The sequence below is a fragment of the Kribbella sp. NPDC056951 genome (assembly GCF_042674205.1).
Classification (GTDB): Bacteria; Actinomycetota; Actinomycetes; order Propionibacteriales; family Kribbellaceae; genus Kribbella; species Kribbella yunnanensis.
The window spans coordinates 21,493-41,817 of record NZ_JBHUQZ010000017.1; the positions used below are offsets into that span (position 1 = coordinate 21,493).

Genomic DNA, 20,325 nt, shown 5'->3' on the forward strand with positions numbered 1-20,325 from the left:
GGTCTGGATCCCCGAATCCTGGCACAGCGGGCAGTTCGCGGCCCCGGGCTGACCGGGATCGTTATCTGTGTGGGGCCGCTCACAGCAGACCAGTAGGCGCTGTGGTTTACTCGATTCCGCACGGGTGACCCCCTGGAAACAGCGCCGTTTCGACGCATCAACGTCGGGCGCACTCAGTCTTGTACGCACACCTTCCCGAGGGGTTCTGTCATGGTCGCCCAGCCTGTTTCTCCTGTTGTCTCCGATCCGTACGCCGGTGATCCGGTCTTCGAGCTGCATGTCGGCGGCAAGATCGAGGTGACGTCCTCGGTGCACGTCACCGACGCCGCCGAACTGTCCAAGGCCTACACCCCGGGCGTCGCCCGCGTCTGTACGGCGATCGCCGAGGACCCGTCGCTGGCCCGCCGCTACACCTGGCGGTCGAACGTGGTCGCAGTCGTCACCGACGGAACCGCCGTACTGGGTCTCGGTGACATCGGGCCGACCGCGTCACTGCCGGTGATGGAGGGCAAGGCGCTGCTGTTCAAGGAGTTCGGTGGCGTCGACTCGGTGCCGATCGCGCTCGACTGCACCGACGTGGACGAGTTCGTCGAGACGGTCGCGCGGATGGCGCCGTCGTTCGGCGGAATCAACCTCGAGGACATCTCGGCACCACGCTGCTTCGAGATCGAGCGCCGGCTGAAGGAGCGGCTGGACATCCCGGTCTTCCACGACGACCAGCACGGTACGGCGGTCGTCGTACTGGCCGCGTTGCAGAACGCGCTCCGGGTCACCGGCAAGTCGATCTCGGACATCCGCGTGGTGATCTCGGGCGCCGGGGCGGCCGGGGTCGCGTGTGCCCGGATCCTGCTGCAGGCGGGTGTCGGCGACCTGGCTGTGGTGGATTCGAAGGGCGTGCTGCACGAGGACCGGGCGGACCTGAACCCGGTGAAGCTCTCGCTGGCTCGCGACACGAACACTGGCGGCCTGTCCGGTCGGCTGGTGGATGCGCTCGATGGTGCTGACGTCTTCCTGGGTGTTTCCGGCGGGACGGTTCCCGAGGAGGCGATCGCCCGGATGGCCCCCGACGCGATGATCTTCGCCCTCGCCAACCCGAACCCCGAAGTCCACCCCGACATCGCCCACCGGCACGCCGCAGTCGTCGCCACCGGCCGCTCGGACTTCCCCAACCAGATCAACAACGTGCTCGCGTTCCCCGGCATCTTCCGCGGCGCCTTCGACGCCAACGCCTCCCGCATCACCGAAGGCATGAAGCTGGCCGCCGCCAACGCCCTGGCCGGCCTGATCGCCCCCGGCGACCTGCGCCCCGACTACATCATCCCGTCCCCCTTCGACCCCCGAGTCGCCCCCGCAGTAGCCGCCGCGGTAGCCGCCGCAGCCCACACCGACAACGTCGCCCGCCCCTAACCCCAACCCCACCCCGACCCCCGACCCCCGCCCACCGAAGCCACCGTGCTCCGCGACTCACCGTGCCTCGCGACCGAAGCCACCGTGATCCGCGACTCACCGCGACCGGAGCCAGCATGCGAGTGTGGGGTGTGGGTAGGGGTGGGGGTGGGGTCGGATGTCTCGAGTGGGATCAGAGCCTAGGGTGGATTGCATGCTTGCTGCTTACGCTGCGAAGTTCGACCCGGAGAACCCAGTGGCCGCTCTTGAGGTGGGGGAGCGGCCGGAGCCTGAGGTGCGGGACGGGTGGGTGACGATCGACGTGAAGGCGTCGGCGTTGAACCACCACGACCTGTGGTCGCTCAAGGGCGTTGGGCTGGCCGAGGCGAACCTGCCGATGATCCTCGGGTGTGACGCGGCCGGGGTCGATCCGGATGGCAACGAGGTGGTTGTGCATGCGGTGGTGTCGGATCCGGAGTGGCGGGGCGACGAGACGCTCGACCCGAAGCGATCGCTGCTGAGTGAGCGGTACGACGGGACGCTGGCCGAGAAGGTGTCGGTTCCGGCGCGGAACGTCGTACCGAAGCCTGCTGGGTTGAGCTTTGAGCAGGCGGCGTGCCTGCCGACCGCTTGGCTGACGGCGTACCGGATGTTGTTCACACAGTCCGACCTGAAGCCGGGCGACACCGTGCTCGTGCAGGGCGCGGGCGGTGGGGTGGCGACCTCGCTGATCACGCTGGCGCGGGCGGCCGGGATTCGGGTCTGGGCGACCAGCCGGGACGAGGCGAAGCGTTCGAAGGCGCTGGAGATCGGTGCGCACGATGTGTTCGAGTCCGGGGCGCGGTTGCCGGAGCGGGTGGACGCGGTGATGGAGACGGTCGGGCAGGCCACGTGGTCGCACTCGCTGAAGTCGCTCAAGCAGGGCGGGACGGTGGTGATCTCGGGGGCGACGAGTGGGCAGGCGCCGAAGTCGGCCGAGTTGAACCGGATCTTCTTCCTACAATTGCGGGTGCAGGGCTCCACGATGGGGACGCGGACCGAGCTGGCCGAGCTCGTTCAGTTCATGGCGAACGCCGGGATCTCGCCGCACATCGACACCGTGCTGCCGCTGGCGGACGCGCGGGACGGGTTCGCCAAGATGAATGCGGGTGACGTCTTCGGGAAGATCGTCTTCACTGTCTGACATGACTCCCGAGATCCGCCCGGCGACGGTCGAGGACGCCGAAGCCGCCGCCTGGTGCCACCTCCAGTGCTGGCAGGAGGCGTACGCCGGACTCGCCCCCTCCGACGTACTCGCCCAGCGAACCGCGAACGTCGACCAGCGGATCGAGCGCTGGTCGCAGGCGATCCAGGATGGGAAGACGCGCTGGCTCGCGATCAACCCTGGTGAGGTGCCGATGCGGGACCGGGTGGTCGGGTTCGTGGGGACGAGTCCGGGGCGGGACGAGGATTCGCCGGTGCCGTTGGAGTTGCAGGCGATCTACACGCGGGCGGCCTGGTGGGGGAGCGGGCTGGGGACGCGGTTGCTGGACGTTGCTATTGGCAAGGATCCGGCGTACCTGTGGGTGTTCGAGGACAACGAGCGGGCGCTCGGGTTCTACCGCCGGCACGGGTTCGCTCCGGACGGCACCCGCAAGCACGACGAGTACTTCGATCTATGGGAGATCCGGCTCGTCCGGACGGCTCATCCCACGACGGAGACCCAGCCGTAGATGTTGCCGGGCCGACCGGCGGCCTTGGCCCTGGTCGGGTCGAACGGGCCGTGCTTGCGGACCGCGTTGTTCGAGTTGCCCTCGACGGTGGTGATGGTTCCGTTGCCCACCGCAACTACAACCCCGGTGTGCACCGACGTGCTCGTGTTCTGCGGACCCGTGCCGTACAGCACGATGTCGCCGGGCTTCATCCCCGTGTTGGTGGCACGCGACCGGCCGTTGCGGGTGCCCCAGGTGTAGATGTCGCCGGTGAAACCGTAGTTCGGGATGTTGATGCCGGCCTGGCGCCAGGTCCAGGTCGCGAAGTGCGCGCACCAGGCCTGGCACGGGCCGTAGGGGTTGCAGTTACTTCCCGGCGGCGTTTCGCCCTGGCCGATCTCACCGTTGGCCGCCGCGACGACGGTGCTGCGAACATCCGCGACTGCCGGCGCAACCGCCGTGGCGCTCGAGGCGGTGACTGCGAGCAGCACGCCACCCACCAACTGAACCAGAACTCGTGAAAGACGCATCGGATCTCCTGTCTTCGCTGTCACGGACTGTCGCGGACCCTGATCATTCTGTAACTAAATCACCACTCAACGCAACTGTTTGTAGTTTTATTACTACGGAATGAATTGGTCTACGTTTCACGCCGGAAACATTGGCGTCGCACCGGGGCAACGCGGGTGGAGCACGCTGTTCCTACCGCCGGGAAACCCTTGGCGGATTCGATCCGCCCGATCGATGAGGGAGCAGGAGTGCCCATGAGGCCGCTTTTGACGGTGATCGTCGACCCCGCCGACAACTGGATGAGCCGCGCCGCGTGCGTCGGCCAGGCCCCGTCGTACGACGAGAGCGCCAGCCAGTGGGAGCAGCGCAAGGCGCAGGCGGTCTGCCTGACCTCGTGCCCGGTCCTCGAGGAATGCCGCGAATGGGCCCGCCGCACCAAGTTCACCGGCACCGCCGCCGGCGAGAAGTTCCTCTCCGGCCGCCGCCGCGGCCGCCCCGGCCCCCAGGAACGCCGTACCCGCATCCCCGAAGTCGCCGCAGAACAGCAGGCAAGCTAACCCACCTCTCGCCCCCGTCCCCGTCCCGGCGAGTCCCAAATGGGGTTAGGCGTCGACGAGGTCGGGGGTGCGGTCGACGGGCGCCGGTACGGCGGGCTTGCGGAACGGCGCTCGCAGGGTCGCGGCCAGGTGGTGGCGGTTGCGGGTGGTGGCGATGATGGCGAGGACCAGGTAGATCGCGCAGAGGATGTAGCGGCCGGTCTGACCCGGTACGGCGAACTGGATCGCGAACAAGGCGAGCAGTGTCCAGGCGGCCCAGCGGGGGAAGCGGAGGCTGAGCAGGACCGCGATTCCGAGCAGGGTCTGCGTGGCGGTGAGCAGGAACTCCTCGATCTGTCGGCCGTCCAGGTGGAGAGCGGCAGGGCCGCCGCCGAGGCCGTAGGCGATCGGGAGGCTGCCGATCAGCAGCGTCCACTGGTTCACCTTGGCGGAGATCAGCAGGCCGAGCGCAGCCGCGCCCTTGCCGCGCCAGGCGAACAGGATCGCGATGATGAACTCCGGCGCCTCGGAGGCCAGCGGTGCCAGCCACTGCACGAGCAGGAACTGGTCGATCCCGAGCGCCTGACCGCCCTCGACCAGCGAGTCGGCGAAGGGTTCCGCGGAGGCCAGGATGATCCCGGCCGAAACCACGAACATCCCGATCACCGCGATCCGCCGCTGCGTGGTCGGCAGTCCGCCGATCCGCGCGGCCGGGCCGATCAGGTCGGGATCATCGTCGTGACCCGAGACAGCAGCGCGGTACAGGTAGTAGGCGAAGAAGCCGAGCAGGGCGATACCGAGCAGCAGGTGGATCTCACCGGTCACCGGGATCACGAACGCGACCACACCGGCGATGGCGAGGAACCCGAGCTCACGGCGATAGCCCGACTCCAGCACTAGCTCGCGAATGGAGACCCCGGTCCGCCGAGAGGCGACGTACAGGCTGATCAGTACGACGCTCGACCAGCCGAGGCCGAGGAGTAGCCGGTTCGAGCCGGTCATGTTGGCGGCGGCGTACTGCACGTAGTCGGGGTTGCTGCCGGCGGTGTGCGCGAAGTAGAGGTCGACCGCGTACTCCGGCAGGACGGCGATGACGGCGAGCAGGGCGATCGCCAGGCCGCCGGAGATGTCCACCTCCGCCGCCTCGGCCGCCCAGGCGAGCACGAACGACGCGGCGACGACCGCGAGCCCGAAAACCAGGATCGAGGCGAGTGCCGGCGGATGGGTGCCGGTCAGCCGCAGCGCGACGGCGGGAACCGCCACCGGTAGCAGCAACAGCACTGGGCGAAGCGCTCTGACCATGTCCTCCAGGCTGCCACCATTTTGATACTTTCGCAATTGCGAAAGTGTGAGAGCGTCGTCACCACGGCCCGGCGCGCCACCGGACGGCCCGTTCAGCGGTCACAATGACTGCGCGATGACGACTTCGTTCCCCGAACCCACGAAGGCCCAGCTGGAATCCGCCGCCGGTACCTTCGCGATGCTGTCCGCCCCGGTGCGCCTGCACCTGGTCTCCCTCGCCGCCCAAGGCGAGTACGACGTCGGCACGCTGGCCGACCGCGTAGGCGTCAGCATCGCCACCGCCAGCCAGCACCTCGGCAAACTCCGCCTGGCCGGCATCATCACCGCCCGCCGCGAAGGCCGCCGGCACATCTACACCGTCGACGACCCGCACGTCCTCAACCTGGTCGACCAGATCTTCGAGCACATCGCCCCCGACGGCTCCCTGGCCCCCGACCCACCCCGCCGTACCCGCCCTCCACACACCGACTAGCGAACAGACGAATGCCCTCCGCCGGTGGCGAAGGGCATTGGGGGTTATTCGTCCTCGTCGTCCAGTCTGGCGAGCCAGGTGGCGAAGCGTTCGATCGGGGTTTCGAAGTCGGGGTTCAGGTCGACGAACTCGCGGAGGCGCTCGGCCACCCAGGCCAGCGAGACGTCTTCCTCGCCTCGCCGGCCCTCGAGTTCTTCGATTCCTCGGTCGGTGAAGTACACGTCAGCTGAAGGCCTGCTTCAGCAGCGTCTGCTGCTCCGCGGTGTGGGCGCCCATCGAGCCGACCGAGGTGGCCGACATGGCCGGCCGGGAGACCCGGTAGAACGGCTTGCCGCCGAGGTGCTCGGTCAGGTTGAGGGCCATGAACGGCCACGGGCCCTGGTTCGCGGGCTCGTCCTGGACCCAGCGGATCTCGGTGACGTTCGGGTACTTCGCCAGTTCGGCGACGATCTCCTCGGCGGGCAGCGGGTAGAGCTGCTCGACCCGGATGACCGCCGTACTGATCTTGTCCGGCTCGGCCTTCTTGCGCTCGGCCAGCAGGTCGTAGGAGATCCGGCCCGACGAGAGGATGACGCGCTCGACGGTGGCCGCGGTGGCCTCCGCCTCGGCGTCGCCCAGGATCGGCCGGAAGGTGCCGTGGGTGAGCTCCTCCGGCGACGACACCGCCTCCTTGCGCCGCAGCAGCTGCTTCGGCGTGAAGACGATCATCGGGTTGTGCTCCTCGCCGAGCGTGTGCCGGCGGAGGAGGTGGAAGTACGACGCGGGGGTCGACGGCTGGGCGACGGTCATCGCGTTCTCGGCGCACAGCGCCAGGAAGCGCTCGATCCGCGCGGACGAGTGGTCCGGGCCCTGGCCCTCGTAGCCGTGCGGCAGCAGCAGCACGACACCGGACTTCTGGCCCCACTTCGCCTCACCGGCCGAGATGTACTCGTCGATGACCGACTGGGCACCGTTCACGAAGTCACCGAACTGCGCCTCCCAGAGCGTCAGCGCCTCCGGGCGAGCCACCGAGTAGCCGTACTCGAAGCCGAGGGCGGCGTACTCACTGAGCAGCGAGTCATAGACGTAGAAGTTGCCCTGCTCGGCGTCCAGGTTCTGCAGCGGGACGTAGTCCTGGCCGTTGACCCGGTCGATGATCGCGGCGAACCGCTGGACGAACGTGCCACGGCGGCTGTCCTGACCGGCGAGCCGGACCGGACGACCGGCCAGCAGCAGCGAGCCGAGTGCCGTCATCTCCGCGGACGCCCAGTCGATCGGGCCCTGGGTGATCGCGGCGGCCCGGCGCTGCAGCTGCGGCAGCACCTTCGGGTGCACGGTGAAGCCCTCCGGCAGCGTGGTGTACGCGTCGGCGATCTTCTTCAGCACCTCGGGCGTGGTCGCGGTCGCGTCCGGGCCCTCCGGCTTGTCCGGGTAGACCGGGACGGTCACGTACGGCGCGGGGGTGTCCGGCTGGCTCTTCGCCTCGCGGACCTCGGTGAAGACCCGCTCCAGGCGCTGCTGGAAGTCGCGCATCGCCTGCTCGGCCTCTTCGACCGTGATGTCGCCACGGCCGATCAGGGCCTCGGTGTAGAGCTTGCGGACCGACCGCTTCTGCTCGATCAGGTCGTACATCAGCGGCTGGGTGAACGACGGGTCGTCACCCTCGTTGTGACCGCGGCGGCGGTAGCAGACCAGGTCGATGACGACGTCCTTGTTGAACGCCTGGCGGTACTCGAAGGCCAGGTCGGCGACCCGGACACAGGCCTCGGGGTCGTCGCCGTTCACGTGGAAGATCGGCGCCTGGACCATCCGCGCGACGTCGGTGCAGTACATCGACGAGCGCGACGAGGCCGGCGAGGTGGTGAAGCCGACCTGGTTGTTGACGATCACGTGCACGGTGCCGCCGGTGCGGTAGCCGCGCAGCTGGGACAGGTTCAGCGTCTCGGCCACCACGCCCTGACCGGCGAAGGCCGCGTCACCGTGGACCAGGACCGGAAGGACCGGGAAGGCCGCGCCACGGTCGAGGATGTCCTGCTTGGCCCGGACGATGCCCTCGAGCACCGGGTCGACGGTCTCCAGGTGCGACGGGTTGGCCGCCACCGACACCTTGATCTTGTCGCCGAACTCGGAGACGAACTCGCCCTCCGCGCCCAGGTGGTACTTGACGTCACCGGAGCCCTGCACGGTCCGCGGGTCGATGTTGCCGTCGAACTCGCGGAAGATCTGCCCGTAGGACTTGCCGACGATGTTGGCCAGCACGTTCAGCCGGCCGCGGTGCGCCATCCCGATGACGACCTCGTCCAGGCCGGCGCCGGCCGCCTCCTCGCAGAGCTCGTCGAGCAGCGGGATGGTGGTCTCGCCACCCTCGAGCGAGAAGCGCTTCTGGCCGACGTACTTGGTCTGCAGGAAGGTCTCGAAGGCCTCGGCCTCGTTCAGCTTGGCCAGGATCCGGAGCTGCTCCTCGCGCGGCGGCTTGGTGTGCGGCCGCTCGATCCGCTCCTGCAGCCACTTGCGCTGCTCGGGGTCCTGGATGTGCATGTACTCGATACCGGTGGTCCGGCAGTACGAGTCGCGCAGGATGCCGAGGATCTCGCGCAGCTTCATGAACCGCCGGTCGCCGCCGAACGAGCCGGTGGCGAACTCGCGGTCCAGGTCCCACAGCGTCAGGCCGTGGGTGGCCACGTCGAGGTCGGGGTGACTGCGCTGCTTGTACTCCAGCGGGTCGGTGTCGGCCATGATGTGGCCGCGCACCCGGAAGGCGTGGATCAGCTCGAGGATCCGGGCCTGCTTGTTGATGTCCTCTTCGTGGCTGTGCGGCAGGTCGGTGGCCCAGCGGATCGGCTCGTAGGGGATCCGCAGGCTCTGGAAGATCTCGTCGTAGAAACCCTCCTGGCCGAGCAGCAGCTGGTGGATCCGGCGCAGGAACTCACCCGACTGGGCGCCCTGGATGATCCGGTGGTCGTACGTCGAGGTGACCGTCATGACCTTGCTCACCGCGAGCTTGGCCATCGTCTCCTCGGCCGCGCCCTGGTACTCCGGCGGGTACTCCATCGCGCCGACGCCGATGATGCAGCCCTGGCCGGTCATCAGCCGCGGTACCGAGTGCTGGGTGCCGATCGTGCCCGGGTTGGTCAGGCTGATCGTGGTGCCCTGGAAGTCCGGCAGCGCGAGCTTGTTGTCCCGGGCCCGCCGGACGATGTCCTCGTAGGCCATCCAGAACTCGGCGAACGTCATGTCCTCGGCGGCCTTGATCGACGGCACCAGCAGCTGCCGGGTGCCGTCCGGCTTCTGCATGTCGATGGCCAGGCCGAGGTTGATGTGGGCCGGCTGGACGTGCGTCGGCTTGCCCTCGGTCTCGTCGTACGACGCGTTCATCTCGGGCAGCGTCTTGAGCGCCTTCACCAGCGCCCACCCGATCAGGTGGGTGAAGGAGATCTTGCCGCCGCGGGCGCGCTTGAGGTGGTTGTTGATGACGATGCGGTTGTCGATCAGCAGCTTGACCGGCACTGCGCGGACGCTGGTCGCAGTCGGGACCGTGAGGCTGGTCTCCATGTTCTGCGCGGTCCGGGCCGGCGCGCCGCGGAGGATCTGCCGCTCGGCGTCGGTACTGGTGGCGGGCGCGGGCTTGGCCTGCGCCTTCGGCGGCTGGTTCACCGTTCCTCCGGTGGGGGCGACGGCCTTGGCCGGCGTGGGCTGAGCGGCCGGCTTGGCCACCGGTGCGGAAGCCGCGGCGGCGGCCGCTGCGGGCTGGTTCGAGGCCGGTACGGACGGCGCGCTGCCGCGACTCGGGGCCTCCGGTGTCTTGTTGTCCGATACGGCATCCGGTCGGGGAGCGTCGGCCGGGGTGGTCGTCACCGGCTTCGCGTCACCACCGGGCTTGTACGTCTTGAAGAAGTCCAACCATGCCGGATCCACCGAGTTCGGGTCCTGCAGGTACTTCTCGTACAGCTCGTCGACCAGCCATTCGTTCGCACCGAAGGCTGCAAGGGGATTTGAGTCTGATGGCTCGGTGGCCACTGGGCAGTTCGCCTCTTCCGATCTCGGGTCAGATACCGCGGGTTATGACCTGTGCAGTTATGGGTTGGTTCCCGAGGGCAAGGCTAATAGCACGGCGGTAAGTTCCACAGCCCGGGATCACCGGACCAGTGTGCCAAGTGGTGTGAGCCCTGAAACACTGTCCTGGCAGGTGTTTCAGCGGGGTCCGTACGCCGGTCCCGCTGGACGTCCGGACCGAGTCTGTGATCAACTCCAGGACCCGTTGTACAGGTGGGATTCCTGCCGCGCCAGCGGTCACGTGGGGTCACCTGCTGAGCCTGAATGGCGACTGTATGCAACCACATCGCCGCCGTGGGTGAACGGTGAAGAATTGTGAAGATGTGGTGAAGCTCACCTTCCGGATCAGTCCACTTGCTACCTATTGGCCTTGCGTCGGACGAGCTTCAACCCCGACCAAATGGCGTCGATCGCGCACACCTTCACGTCCACCACGCCCAGTGGCAGCGCCAGTTCGCGGATTCCGTTCTCGTCCAGGTCGGTCGGTACGCCGGACGACCGCTTCGGCCAGGCGATCCAGATCATCCCGGCCGTCTCGGTCCGCTCCAGCAACACCGGTAGCCGTTCGGCCAGCCGAGCGCGATCCGGACAGAACATCACCACGACCGGGTACGGCAACCGCCCGGGCCGCCGTACTGTCGTCGTACCGGCGGGCAGCCCCTCGATCGTGAACCCCTCCGGGGCGTTGTCGACCAGCACCGTGTGCTCGGGCTTGATCCCGAGCTTCGCGGCCAGCGGCTTACCGGAGTAGCCCGGCGTGGCGGTCATGAAGCGATGCTAACGAGTCGCGCAGGGGTTGCCTTGGGTACCGGCTCGGGTCTCGCCGAGCGTGACGTCACCGAAGATGGTGTGCAGCCGGACGGCGCGTTGGGTGACTGACGTGGGTGTGGTCGTGGTGGCGTTCAGTTCGAGACTGCCGATGACCAACGGGATGGTGACCGGTCCGGTGCCGATCGGGATCGGCAGACCGTTCACCCGGAGCGAGGCGATCGTCGAACTCCCGCCGTACGACGGGACCAGGCCGCCGCCGGACGGTACGCACCGGGCGGTGGCGCGGGAGGTGATCGCGCCGAGCTCGATCGTGACGCCGAGGGTGCTGATCCGGGTTGTCGCCAGATCTGCCGCCGCCAGCGCGGTGTCGTTCGCGGACGGTGGCGCGGTGAGCGCGTCCGGGGTCTGGTCCGTGCGGACCCTGCCGCCACCGAGCCGTACGGCGAGGAGACCGCTCCCGAGCGTGCTCCCGGCAACTGTCTGGGACGCGTCGACACACGGCGTGCCGGGCCGGTTCGCGACGACGGGCTCGTTGCCGAGCAGGTTGACCGCGGCGGCGCGACAGCTGAATACGCCGTTCCGGTCGTCATCAGTGACGGTGCCGACTCCGTTGCCGTCGGCAATGGTTGCCCCGGAGGCCGCGGACAGGCGGACGGCATACGTCTCGTCCGGTTCGTCGGCCGTGTCCTCGACGCCGGCGACGGTGAACGGCAGGGTCCGCTGACCGGGCTGGAACACCAGGTCGGCGCTCGTTGACGCGTAGTCGGCGCCGGCGGTCGCCGTACCGTTCGCGGTCGCGACGTGCACGGAGACCGGGACCGTCGTGGCCTGGTGCAGCGAGACCGTGAACGTCGCCGGATCACCCTCGGCCGCGGTCGCGTCGTTGACGGACACCGCCGGTACGACGACCGGCTCGTCGTCGTCCAGGATCGTGCCAACCCCGGCGCCGTCGACCACCTCGGCGTTGTGGATCTCGGTCACGGTCAGGCTGAAGGTCTCGTCGGACTCGTCGACGGTGTCCCCGACGACCGGAACTCCGACCAGCGTCGACACCTGGCCGAGCGGGATCGTGAAGTCGGCGCCCGTCGCGGTGAAGTCGGCGGGAGACGTCGCCGTACCGTCCGCGGTCGTCACGCGCCCGGAGACCGGTGCCGGTCCGAAGTCGTCCACGGAGATGCGGAACAACGCCGTCACCGTCCCCTGATCGCCCTCGCTCACCGACACGTCGTCCACCCGCAACCGCGGCAGCGGCTCCCCACTGTCGTCATTGCGGATCGTGCCGACCCCTTGTGCGTCGGCAAGCGTGGCTCCGGCGGCGGCGGACAACTGCAGCGTGAAAGTCTCATCGGCTTCTCGGGCGATGTCGCCGACGACCGGGACCACGACCTGCTTGGTCTGCTCGCCGACCGCGAAGGTCAGGTCGACGCCGGTCGCGGTGAAGTCGCCCGGCGCGGTCGCCGTACCGTCGGCGGTCGCGGCGTGCACGGTGACCGCGGTGGTGGCCGGCCGGTCGAGACTGACGGTGAACGTCGCGGGCGTCGTACTCGTGTTCCCTTCGGTCACGGTGGTGTCGTTGACCGACAACGCCGGTACGGCGGACGTCGCGTCGTCGTTGCGGATCGTGCCGACCGCCTGCGCGTCGGTGATCGCGGCGCCGGTCAGGTTGAGCGTGAACGTCTCGTCGGGTTCCTGGGTGGTGTCGCCGACGACCGGGACGGTGACCTGCTTGGTCACCTCGCCAGGTGCGAAGGTCAGGTCGACGCTGGTCGCGGTGTAGTCGGATGGCGCGGTGGCCGTGCCATCGGCGGTCGCGGCATGGACCGTGACCGCCGTTGAGGCCGGGCGGTCGAGGGTGACTGTGAAGGTGGCCGACTTGGTGCCGGTGTCGCCTTCGTCGAGCGCGACGTCGGCCACGCTGAGTCCCGGGACGTGGATCGTGACGGACTGGGCCAACCCGGCAGGTACGCCGTTCACGGCGTAGTCGACAGTGCAGTGGTAGTTGCCGGGCGCGGTCGTCGCGCCAACCGCGAACGTCTCCCCGAAGTCGACCGCCGTGCCGGATGGGACTGTGCGCGAGGCGGTGTCGAATCCAGCGCTGACGCCGGCATCACAGGTCACCTTCGGTGCGACGGCGACGCTGAGGTTCTCCAGCCCGGCCAGTAGCGCGTCGGTGACCTGATCGGCGGCGGAGTTCGCCATCAGCCGACCGGCTGTTGCGCTGACGAGCTGTGTGGCCTGGCCGAGTGCGTCGAGCCCGTTGCCGCTGGTGCCGACGACCGGTACGGCGACGATGCGGGCATTGACTGCCTGCAGTCGAGCGGCGGCATCAGCCGTGGTGTGACCGATGCTCGGGTCGTGTGAGGCCGCGTCGCCGAACCAGAGGATGACCCGGCTGCCGTTCGGCCGCCAGGCTCCGGCGTCGCCGTTGGCGATCCGGAACTGCGCGTTCACGAAGTCGGTCCACGGTGCACCGCCGCCGAAGACGTCGCGCGACATGGTGTCCATCCCCGCACGCACCTGCGCCAGGTCGTCGGTCAGCGGTGTGAACACCGTGAAGACCTTGTCTCCGTCCACCTGTTCCTTGTAACCCGCGACGCCGAACCGTGCGGTCGGCTGCGAGGCCCGGACCCGATCGATGATCGTGTCGATGTTGTTCCGCACGTTGGCGACCGCCGGATCCATGCCCCCGGTCGTGTCGCCGAGGATGACGATGTCCGGCCGCGGCAGCACGGTCGGTGTGGTCGCATGAGCAGCGATCGCGGCCGACTGCCCAGGGCTGAGCGTCAGCTCGACCGTGGCCGGATCGACGCTGCCCGTCGGCGGGGCCGCCGCGGCTCCGGCCGGTACCCCCAGTGTGGTCGCGAGCACGGCGGCGGCAACCGCCAACGTCCGGTACTTCATGACAGCCCCCATGTACGAGTTCGGTATCTCCCCGAGCGAGTCTCCGGAGCTGCCTTCAGAAATCCTTCAGATGCGTGCGGGTTGGTGCTGCTCGAGGAGTTCGCGTAGCTCCGGAGGAGCGTGCGAGGCCGAGACCTGATGGGACTGCGGGGTCTGCCAGATCTTCTCCAGCAGTCCGATGAACCCGGTCGCGTCGGCTCGGGTGTCGAAGTCGAGGTCGATGAAGACCCGGTGCGGATCGTCGGCCGGCCGGCTGATCCGGTACGCGAGGACGTGGTGGTCCTGGCGAGCTCGCTCGTAGCGGTCGAAGGCGCCCTTCCAGGCGGCGTAGTCCTCGATGGTGTTCTCGATGTGCAGTGTGATCATGCGGCCAGCGTGCGCGCCGGGTGCGGTGCGTTCCCATCCCCCAAGCTGGGGATTTACGCTCGGGGTGTGCTGGACCGGGTGGAGCGGCTGTGTTCCGGCGCGCTCGATGCGAAGGCGCTGCGGGAGCAGGTGCTGGCCGCGGTGCGCCCTGTCGTGCCGTTCGACGGACATGTCTGGGTGCTGACCGATCCGGTGACCTGCGTCGGTACGGCGCCCCTGGCCGACGTACCGGGGTTGCAGTGGAAGGACCTGCCGGGGCTGGTGCGGTGGCGCTATCTGGAGCGCGGGACTCGCTGGACCGACCTACGAGCTGCTGGTACGCCGGTCATGGCGTTCCGGGGTGAGTCCGCCGAGATCCTGACCGTGGCGTGCTGGGACCGGTTCGGGTGCTGGGCGTGGCTCGACCTGTGGCGCTCCACTCCATTCACTCGGACAGAGCAGGAGTGCCTTGCCGCACTGGCACCCGTACTGACTACTGGGCTGCGGCGGGCGCAGGCGCGGACCTTTGCCGCGGCACCGCAGCGGGCGTCGGGCGGCCCGGCGATCGTCGTACTGGGTCCTGAGCTGACGGTCAGGGTGCGGACGCCGGCTGCGCTGGAGGCGTTGGAGCAGCTGAATCCACCGGATGAGGCGATCCCGGCGATCCCGGCGGCGGCGTACAACCTGGCGGCTGCGCTGATCGCTGCCGAGCAGGGGGTGCCCGTCGGACCAGCGTGGTCCCGGGTGCACCTGGGGGCCGGGCGCTGGATCACCCTGCGTGCGGCCCGGGCCACCGGTCAGACGGACATCGTGGTCAGCATCGAGGACTCGACTCCGGCTGAGCGGCTCGAGGTATTCGGTCTGGCGCACGGGTTGAGCCCGCGGGAGCGAGAAGTGCTCACCGAGCTGGCCACTGGGATCGATTCACGCGGTCTGGCCGGGCGCCTGGTGCTGTCCCAGCACACGGTGAACGACCACGTGAAGGCTGTGCTCGCGAAGACCGGTACGGCGACCCGAGGCGCACTTCTGGCCCGCATCGCTGGGACGGGCTAGGCGCTGACGGCATACTGACGCAATGGCGCTGACGGATGAGGCGATCGTCAAGATCAAAGGGATGATCACCTCGGGGGAGCTCGGGCCGGGTGACCGGCTGCCGAAAGAGGCGGATCTGGCCGCGCGGCTGGGATTGTCGCGGAACTCGCTGCGGGAGGCGGTCAAGGCGCTGACGCTGGTCAATGTGCTCGATGTCCGGCACGGCGACGGCACGTACGTGACCAGTCTGGACTCGGCACACCTACTCGACGCTTTGAACTTCATGGTGGACCTGCACCGCGACGACTCGGTACTGCAGTTCTTCGAGGTACGGCGGTTGCTGGAGCCCGGCGTGGCTGCGTTGGCGGCGGCGCGGATCGGGGCCGAGCAGCTGTCGTCGCTGCGGCAGTTGTGCGCCGACCTGCCACCGGATGCGGGTGTCGAGGACCTGGTCGCGAACGACCTGCGCTTCCACCGTGGCATCGCGGAGGCGACCGGAAACCAGGTGGTCTGCTCACTGCTCGATGGCATCTCCGGTGCGACCCAGCGAGCCCGCATCTGGCGCGGTGTCACCCAGGCCGGTGCGGTCGAACGCACGCTGGCCGAACACACGGCCATCCTCGACGCCATCCAGCTCGGCGACGCCGAAGCCGCGCGGGCCTGGATGACCGCGCACATCGCCGGTGTCGAGACCTGGCTGCGGCAAGCGCCGTAAATACCTTGGTTCGTGCTCGGCGGGCGTCGTACAGTAGTCAGGTCACATTGCCTAAGACAGGGGTGCAGGTTGCGCATCTGAGGTCTTCCTTCGACTGTTGATGACCGCTGCCCGGTTCTCGGGATCTGTGCGGTCTCCTTGAAGACCTCTTGGAGCACCTGATGAGTCATTCCCTGTCTTGTACTGACCTCTTTTTCGCCTGGCCTGACGGCGATGTGCTGTTCGACGGGCTCAGCTTCGTCGCCGGTCCGGTGCGATCTGGCCTGGTCGGACGCAACGGCACCGGCAAGTCCACGCTGCTGCGCCTGATCGCCGGTCGGCTCAACCCGCAGCGCGGGACGATCCGGGTCAACGGCGAGCTCGGCTACCTGCCGCAGGACCTGACCCTGGACACCGCGCTGCGGGTCGACCAGGCACTCGGTATCGACGCGGTCCGGCGCGCCATCACCGCGATCGAGTCCGGCGATGCCTCGGAGGAGAACTTCGCGATCGTCGGCGACGAGTGGGATGCCGAGGAGCGGGCCGAGGCGTTGCTCGGCAAGCTCGGTCTCGGGTCGATCGGCCTCGACCGGTCGGTCGGCGAGTTGTCCGGTGGCGAGACGATCCTGCTCGGGTTAGCAGCCGAGCTGCTGCGGCGGCCCGACGTACTGCTGCTCGATGAGCCGACGAACAACCTCGACCTGCGCGCAAGGCGGCACCTGTACGACGCTGTCGACCAGTTCCGCGGTTCGTTGCTGATCGTCAGCCACGACCGCGATCTGCTCGACCGGGTCGACCAGATCGGCGACCTGCGCAAGGGCGACATCACCTGGTACGGCGGCAACCTGTCGGCGTACGAGGACGCAGTCGCGGTTGAGCAGGAGGCGGCCGAGCGGATGGTGCGGGCGGCCGAGTCCGATCTGCGGAAGCAGAAGAAGGACCTGATCGAGGCGCGGATGAAGTCCGACCAACGTCAGGCGCGGGGTCAGCGTGCGTTCGAGAAGGGCGGTATCCCGAAGATCGTGGCCGGCAACCTGAAGCGGTCCGCGCAGGTGTCGGCGGCAAAGCACATCGGGATGCACAGCGATCGGCTGGAGTCGGCGCAGGATGCGCTGGCCGATGCGGAGGCGAAGGTCCACGACGACGAGACGATCCGCGTCGATCTGCCGAAGACCGCCGTACCGGCTGGGCGGGTTGTCCTGCGGCTCGAGGAGCACTCGTTGCGGACCGGTGCGCTGGTGGATCTGGAGATCCGTGGGCCGGAGCGGATCGCGCTGACCGGGCCGAACGGCGCGGGCAAGACGACGCTCCTGCACTCGATCACCAGTGGGTCGTTGCCGGTCGTACCGTTCCGCTATCTGCCTCAGCGGCTCGACCTGCTGCGGGACGACCTGTCGATCGTGGACAACGTGGCATTGCTTGCCCCAGGCCACGAAAACCAGGAGCGGCGGTCGCGGCTGGCCCGGTTCCTGTTCCGCGGGCGGGCTGCGGATCAGCTGGTCAGCACGCTGTCCGGCGGTGAGCGCTTCCGGGCGACGCTGGCGGCCTTGCTGCTGGCCGAGCCGCCACCGCAGTTGCTGATGCTCGACGAGCCGACCAACAACCTCGACCTCGCCAGCGTCGCGCAACTCAAGGACGCGCTCGCGTCGTACCAGGGCGCCCTGATCATCGCCAGCCACGACCTCCCGTTCCTCCGCGACATCGGCATCACCCGCTGGCTCGAACTAACCCCCGAGTCCCTCGAAACCATCGACCCCCTCTAACACCCCCAAGCCCCGCCCTCCCACCCCACCGGGCAACCCCCCACCCCGGCGGGCAACCCCCCACCCCGGCGGGCAACCCCCCACCCCGGTGGTTACCCCTTGAGTTCGGGGGTTGCCCCTCGAGAATCTCAGGGGGCAACCCCCCGACTCGATGGTCATCCCTCGAGGTGGGGGGTTCGCGCATGGGTGGGCAGGGGTTGGAATAGATACCCCATGGGGGTATGGTGCGGGTATGGATGAGCATGTGGGACACGTCGATCAGGCTGGTCAGGCCGGGCATTCGGGGGCGATGGAGCACGGCGGCCACTCCGGGCACGGGGATCACGCGGCGCAGTTCAAGGACCGGTTCTGGATCAGCCTGGCGCTGGCGGTGCCGGTGGTGTTCTTCAGCGAGATGTTCGCCGACCTGCTCGGGTACATGCGGCCCGACTTCCTCGGCGCGAGCTGGATCGCCCCGGTGCTCGGGACCGTCATCTTCCTGTACGGCGGGCGCCCGTTCCTGACCGGAGGTTGGGGCGAACTGAAGTCGCGGCGGCCCGGGATGATGCTGCTGATCTCGATGGCGATCACGGTGGCTTTCGTGGCCTCGTGGATCACCACGTTGGAGATCGGTGGCTTCGATCTCGACTTCTGGTGGGAGCTCGCGCTGCTGATCGTGATCATGCTGCTCGGGCACTGGCTGGAGATGCGTGCACTCGGTGCCGCCTCCGGGGCGCTCGATGCGCTGGCCGCGCTGCTGCCGGACGAGGCCGAGAAGGTTACCGCCGACGGTGTGGTCGCGGTGTCGCTGCACGAGCTGCAGACGGGCGACGTCGTACTGGTTCGGTCCGGTGGGCGCGTGCCGGCGGACGGGACCGTGGTCGAGGGGCAGGCCGAGGTCGACGAGTCGATGATCACGGGGGAGTCGCGTCCGGTGTCGCGGGCGGTCGGTGACTCTGTTGTGGCTGGGACTGTGGCGACCGATAACGCGTTGCGGGTCGAGATCACTGCGGTTGGTGATGACACTGCGCTGGCGGGGATTCAACGGTTGGTGGCTGAGGCGCAGGCGTCGTCTTCGCGGGCGCAGGCATTGGCCGATCGGGCTGCAGCCTTCCTGTTCTACTTCGCGTCGATCGCCGGGCTGATCACGTTCGTGGTGTGGGCGTTGCTCGGTGAACTCGATCAGGCCGTCACTCGGACGGTGACTGTGCTCGTGATCGCTTGCCCGCACGCTTTGGGTCTGGCGATTCCGCTGGTGATCGCGATCTCCACCGAGCGGGCGGCGAAGGCCGGCGTACTGGTGAAGAACCGGTTGGCGCTGGAGCGGATGCGGACCGTCGATGTCGTCCTGTTCGACAAGACCGGCACCCTGACGAAGGGTGAGCCCGCGGTGGTCGGTGTTGCCCCGGTGAACGGGGTGACGGAGGACGAACTGCTGGAGTTGGCCGCTGCGGTTGAGGCGGACAGCGAACACCCACTCGCGAAGGCGATCGTCCGCGCGGCGAGCGCCAGGGTGGTGAGCGGCGGTGCGGCGGGTGGTGATGGCGGTGCGGCGGCGCGCGTCGTCGCGTCGGAATTCCGGTCGCTGACTGGTCGCGGCGTACAGGCTGTTGTCGATGGCAACGAAGTTGCAGTCGGTGGGCCGGCGTTACTCCGGGAGTACGGCGTGGCCGAACCGGCTGAGCTTGAGTCGCACATTGCGGAGTGGAAGTCGCAGGGCGCGGCGATTCTGCAGGTACTGCGGGATCGGCAGGTCGTCGGCGCGATCGCGCTGGCGGATGCGGTTCGCGAGGAGTCGCGGCAGGCGGTGGACGCGCTGCACAAGCGCGGTGTTCGGGTCGCGATGATCACCGGCGACGCCCATCAGGTGGCCGAGGCAGTGGCGAGCGAACTCGGCATCGACGAGGTGTTCGCCGAGGTCCTGCCCGGCGATAAGGACGCCAAGGTCAGCGAACTACAAGCCCGCGGCCTCAAGGTAGCCATGGTCGGCGACGGCGTGAACGACGCCCCCGCACTAGCCCGAGCCGAAGTCGGCATCGCAATCGGCGCAGGCACCGACGTAGCAATCGAGTCAGCCGGCGTCGTCCTAGCCGCCGACGACCCGCGCGCCGTCCTGTCGGTCATCGACCTGTCCCGCGCCAGCTACCGCAAAATGTGGCAAAACCTCGTCTGGGCCACCGGCTACAACGTCATCACCGTCCCGCTGGCCGCCGGCGTCCTAGCCTTCGCCGGCATCCTCGTCTCACCCGCCGTAGGCGCCCTTCTCATGTCAATCTCCACAATCGTGGTCGCCCTAAACGCCCAACTCCTCCGCCGCCTAGACCTCCACCCAGCCCGCTTCGTAGCCAAGAACACGTAGTAGTCGCCCCCACCACCCCTCCCGCCCACCCACCCAGCCGCCCCCAGGCACCACCACGTGTCCTACCCGACACGCCAACTCCTGCCCGACGCCCAACCCCGCCCCTACCACCCCAGGGCAACGCGAACCGATATCCGGCTCTCCTGACCCATCTGTGGGTAGTTCGTGGGTCTGTCGGGCCGGCGGGCACCTGCGATCGCCGGGGCTCGGCCGGTGTGATCGCCGAGTGCGGGGAGTGCGTCGCCGACTGAAAGAACCCTGCAGCTGGATATCGATTTCTAGCGGCAATCTCCTTCCACTCGGCACCCGGCCGGCTGTTACTGCACGGCGAGCGAAGCCACCGTGCAGACCGGTGCGAGGGGAGTTGGCCGGAGGAGGTTGGACACAGGCGCAGGTTCGCTCCGGGGAGTCGGCGGGACACAACTCGGGGGTGCATACCGCGCGCGGGGCCCTTGAACAGGTCATGCCTTGTTCAAGGCCACCATGTCCTGTTCACACCCCCAGCAACTGCTCGGCGCGGCCGCGCCGAACCACCCACGGATAAGTCACAAG

Annotated in this window: 16 protein-coding genes; 9 read left to right on the plus strand and 7 right to left on the minus strand. The window is 68.4% G+C overall.

The window, feature by feature from the left end; genetic code table 11:
- Positions 1-210: 210 nt before the first annotated feature.
- From ACFTSF_RS38195 to ACFTSF_RS38205, 3 genes are all read left to right on the plus strand, one after another.
- Positions 211-1,407: an NADP-dependent malic enzyme gene (locus ACFTSF_RS38195; protein ID WP_380160084.1), complete on the plus strand. Its 1,197-nt coding sequence runs from the start codon at positions 211-213 to the stop codon at positions 1,405-1,407.
- 193 nt (positions 1,408-1,600) lie between these two features.
- Positions 1,601-2,569: a zinc-binding dehydrogenase gene (locus ACFTSF_RS38200; RefSeq protein ID WP_380160086.1), complete on the plus strand. Its 969-nt coding sequence runs from the start codon at positions 1,601-1,603 to the stop codon at positions 2,567-2,569.
- Between the two features lies 1 nt (position 2,570).
- Positions 2,571-3,098 carry a GNAT family N-acetyltransferase gene (locus ACFTSF_RS38205; protein WP_380160088.1) on the plus strand — a complete coding sequence of 176 codons (528 nt, stop codon included), beginning with the start codon at positions 2,571-2,573 and terminating at the stop codon, positions 3,096-3,098.
- On the opposite strand, the gene ACFTSF_RS38210 is transcribed toward ACFTSF_RS38205, so the two are convergent.
- Positions 3,071-3,607 carry a CHAP domain-containing protein gene (locus ACFTSF_RS38210; protein WP_380160090.1) on the minus strand — a complete coding sequence of 179 codons (537 nt, stop codon included), beginning with the start codon at positions 3,605-3,607 and terminating at the stop codon, positions 3,071-3,073. The genes ACFTSF_RS38205 and ACFTSF_RS38210 overlap by 28 nt on opposite strands.
- Positions 3,608-3,841: 234 nt before the next feature.
- Between ACFTSF_RS38210 and ACFTSF_RS38215 the strand changes: the two genes are divergently transcribed.
- Complete coding sequence (locus ACFTSF_RS38215; protein ID WP_344144177.1) at positions 3,842-4,144, plus strand: WhiB family transcriptional regulator; 303 nt, start codon at positions 3,842-3,844, stop codon at positions 4,142-4,144.
- A gap of 45 nt (positions 4,145-4,189) precedes the next feature.
- On the opposite strand, the gene ACFTSF_RS38220 is transcribed toward ACFTSF_RS38215, so the two are convergent.
- Positions 4,190-5,425 carry a sodium:proton exchanger gene (locus ACFTSF_RS38220; RefSeq protein ID WP_380160092.1) on the minus strand — a complete coding sequence of 412 codons (1,236 nt, stop codon included), beginning with the start codon at positions 5,423-5,425 and terminating at the stop codon, positions 4,190-4,192.
- Positions 5,426-5,540: 115 nt separating this feature from the next.
- Here ACFTSF_RS38220 and ACFTSF_RS38225 point away from each other — a divergent pair, with 115 nt between their 5' ends.
- Positions 5,541-5,897 carry a metalloregulator ArsR/SmtB family transcription factor gene (locus ACFTSF_RS38225; protein ID WP_344144182.1) on the plus strand — a complete coding sequence of 119 codons (357 nt, stop codon included), beginning with the start codon at positions 5,541-5,543 and terminating at the stop codon, positions 5,895-5,897.
- A gap of 44 nt (positions 5,898-5,941) precedes the next feature.
- Here ACFTSF_RS38225 and ACFTSF_RS38230 read toward each other — a convergent pair whose 3' ends face one another.
- From ACFTSF_RS38230 to ACFTSF_RS38250, 5 genes are all read right to left on the minus strand, one after another.
- On the minus strand, positions 5,942-6,118 hold the full coding sequence (locus ACFTSF_RS38230; RefSeq protein ID WP_344144184.1) for a DUF6104 family protein: 177 nt from the start codon (positions 6,116-6,118) through the stop codon (positions 5,942-5,944).
- Position 6,119: 1 nt separating this feature from the next.
- Positions 6,120-9,893 (minus strand): multifunctional oxoglutarate decarboxylase/oxoglutarate dehydrogenase thiamine pyrophosphate-binding subunit/dihydrolipoyllysine-residue succinyltransferase subunit, encoded by a 3,774-nt coding sequence (locus ACFTSF_RS38235; RefSeq protein ID WP_380160095.1) that lies wholly within the window; start codon positions 9,891-9,893, stop codon positions 6,120-6,122.
- Positions 9,894-10,286: 393 nt separating this feature from the next.
- Positions 10,287-10,697, minus strand: a complete 411-nt coding sequence (locus tag ACFTSF_RS38240; RefSeq protein WP_380160097.1) for a DUF3052 domain-containing protein — start codon at positions 10,695-10,697, stop codon at positions 10,287-10,289.
- Between the two features lie 9 nt (positions 10,698-10,706).
- The gene (locus ACFTSF_RS38245; RefSeq protein WP_380160099.1) at positions 10,707-13,601 is read right to left on the minus strand and encodes a Calx-beta domain-containing protein; all 2,895 of its coding nucleotides are present in this window, start codon (positions 13,599-13,601) and stop codon (positions 10,707-10,709) included.
- A gap of 66 nt (positions 13,602-13,667) precedes the next feature.
- Positions 13,668-13,967, minus strand: a complete 300-nt coding sequence (locus tag ACFTSF_RS38250) for a hypothetical protein (protein WP_380160100.1) — start codon at positions 13,965-13,967, stop codon at positions 13,668-13,670.
- 66 nt (positions 13,968-14,033) lie between these two features.
- On the opposite strand from ACFTSF_RS38250, the gene ACFTSF_RS38255 reads away from it, so the two are divergent.
- The 4 genes from ACFTSF_RS38255 (at position 14,034) to ACFTSF_RS38270 (ending at position 19,773) form a co-directional block, all read left to right on the plus strand.
- On the plus strand, positions 14,034-14,999 hold the full coding sequence (locus ACFTSF_RS38255; RefSeq protein WP_380160101.1) for a LuxR C-terminal-related transcriptional regulator: 966 nt from the start codon (positions 14,034-14,036) through the stop codon (positions 14,997-14,999).
- A gap of 22 nt (positions 15,000-15,021) precedes the next feature.
- Positions 15,022-15,693: a FadR/GntR family transcriptional regulator gene (locus tag ACFTSF_RS38260; RefSeq protein WP_344144195.1), complete on the plus strand. Its 672-nt coding sequence runs from the start codon at positions 15,022-15,024 to the stop codon at positions 15,691-15,693.
- A gap of 161 nt (positions 15,694-15,854) precedes the next feature.
- Entirely contained in the window at positions 15,855-17,435 is a 1,581-nt protein-coding gene (locus tag ACFTSF_RS38265) for an ABC-F family ATP-binding cassette domain-containing protein (protein ID WP_380160103.1), read from the plus strand.
- Between the two features lie 232 nt (positions 17,436-17,667).
- Positions 17,668-19,773 (plus strand): heavy metal translocating P-type ATPase, encoded by a 2,106-nt coding sequence (locus ACFTSF_RS38270; RefSeq protein ID WP_380160104.1) that lies wholly within the window; start codon positions 17,668-17,670, stop codon positions 19,771-19,773.
- The last annotated feature ends 552 nt before the right edge of the window (positions 19,774-20,325 follow it).

What these genes read in the sequence shown, in the direction of transcription:
- ACFTSF_RS38240 (WP_380160097.1), bottom strand. Translation starts at nt 10,697, where the DNA reads ATGACCGCCACGCCGGGCTACTCCGGTAAGCCGCTGGCCGCGAAGCTC.
- ACFTSF_RS38210 (WP_380160090.1), bottom strand. Translation starts at nt 3,607, where the DNA reads ATGCGTCTTTCACGAGTTCTGGTTCAGTTGGTGGGTGGCGTGCTGCTC.
- ACFTSF_RS38225 (WP_344144182.1), top strand. Translation starts at nt 5,541, where the DNA reads ATGACGACTTCGTTCCCCGAACCCACGAAGGCCCAGCTGGAATCCGCC.
- ACFTSF_RS38245 (WP_380160099.1), bottom strand. Translation starts at nt 13,601, where the DNA reads ATGAAGTACCGGACGTTGGCGGTTGCCGCCGCCGTGCTCGCGACCACA.
- ACFTSF_RS38250 (WP_380160100.1), bottom strand. Translation starts at nt 13,967, where the DNA reads ATGATCACACTGCACATCGAGAACACCATCGAGGACTACGCCGCCTGG.
- ACFTSF_RS38260 (WP_344144195.1), top strand. Translation starts at nt 15,022, where the DNA reads ATGGCGCTGACGGATGAGGCGATCGTCAAGATCAAAGGGATGATCACC.
- ACFTSF_RS38215 (WP_344144177.1), top strand. Translation starts at nt 3,842, where the DNA reads ATGAGGCCGCTTTTGACGGTGATCGTCGACCCCGCCGACAACTGGATG.
- ACFTSF_RS38195 (WP_380160084.1), top strand. Translation starts at nt 211, where the DNA reads ATGGTCGCCCAGCCTGTTTCTCCTGTTGTCTCCGATCCGTACGCCGGT.
- ACFTSF_RS38200 (WP_380160086.1), top strand. Translation starts at nt 1,601, where the DNA reads ATGCTTGCTGCTTACGCTGCGAAGTTCGACCCGGAGAACCCAGTGGCC.
- ACFTSF_RS38270 (WP_380160104.1), top strand. Translation starts at nt 17,668, where the DNA reads ATGGATGAGCATGTGGGACACGTCGATCAGGCTGGTCAGGCCGGGCAT.
- ACFTSF_RS38265 (WP_380160103.1), top strand. Translation starts at nt 15,855, where the DNA reads ATGAGTCATTCCCTGTCTTGTACTGACCTCTTTTTCGCCTGGCCTGAC.
- ACFTSF_RS38205 (WP_380160088.1), top strand. Translation starts at nt 2,571, where the DNA reads ATGACTCCCGAGATCCGCCCGGCGACGGTCGAGGACGCCGAAGCCGCC.
- ACFTSF_RS38220 (WP_380160092.1), bottom strand. Translation starts at nt 5,425, where the DNA reads ATGGTCAGAGCGCTTCGCCCAGTGCTGTTGCTGCTACCGGTGGCGGTT.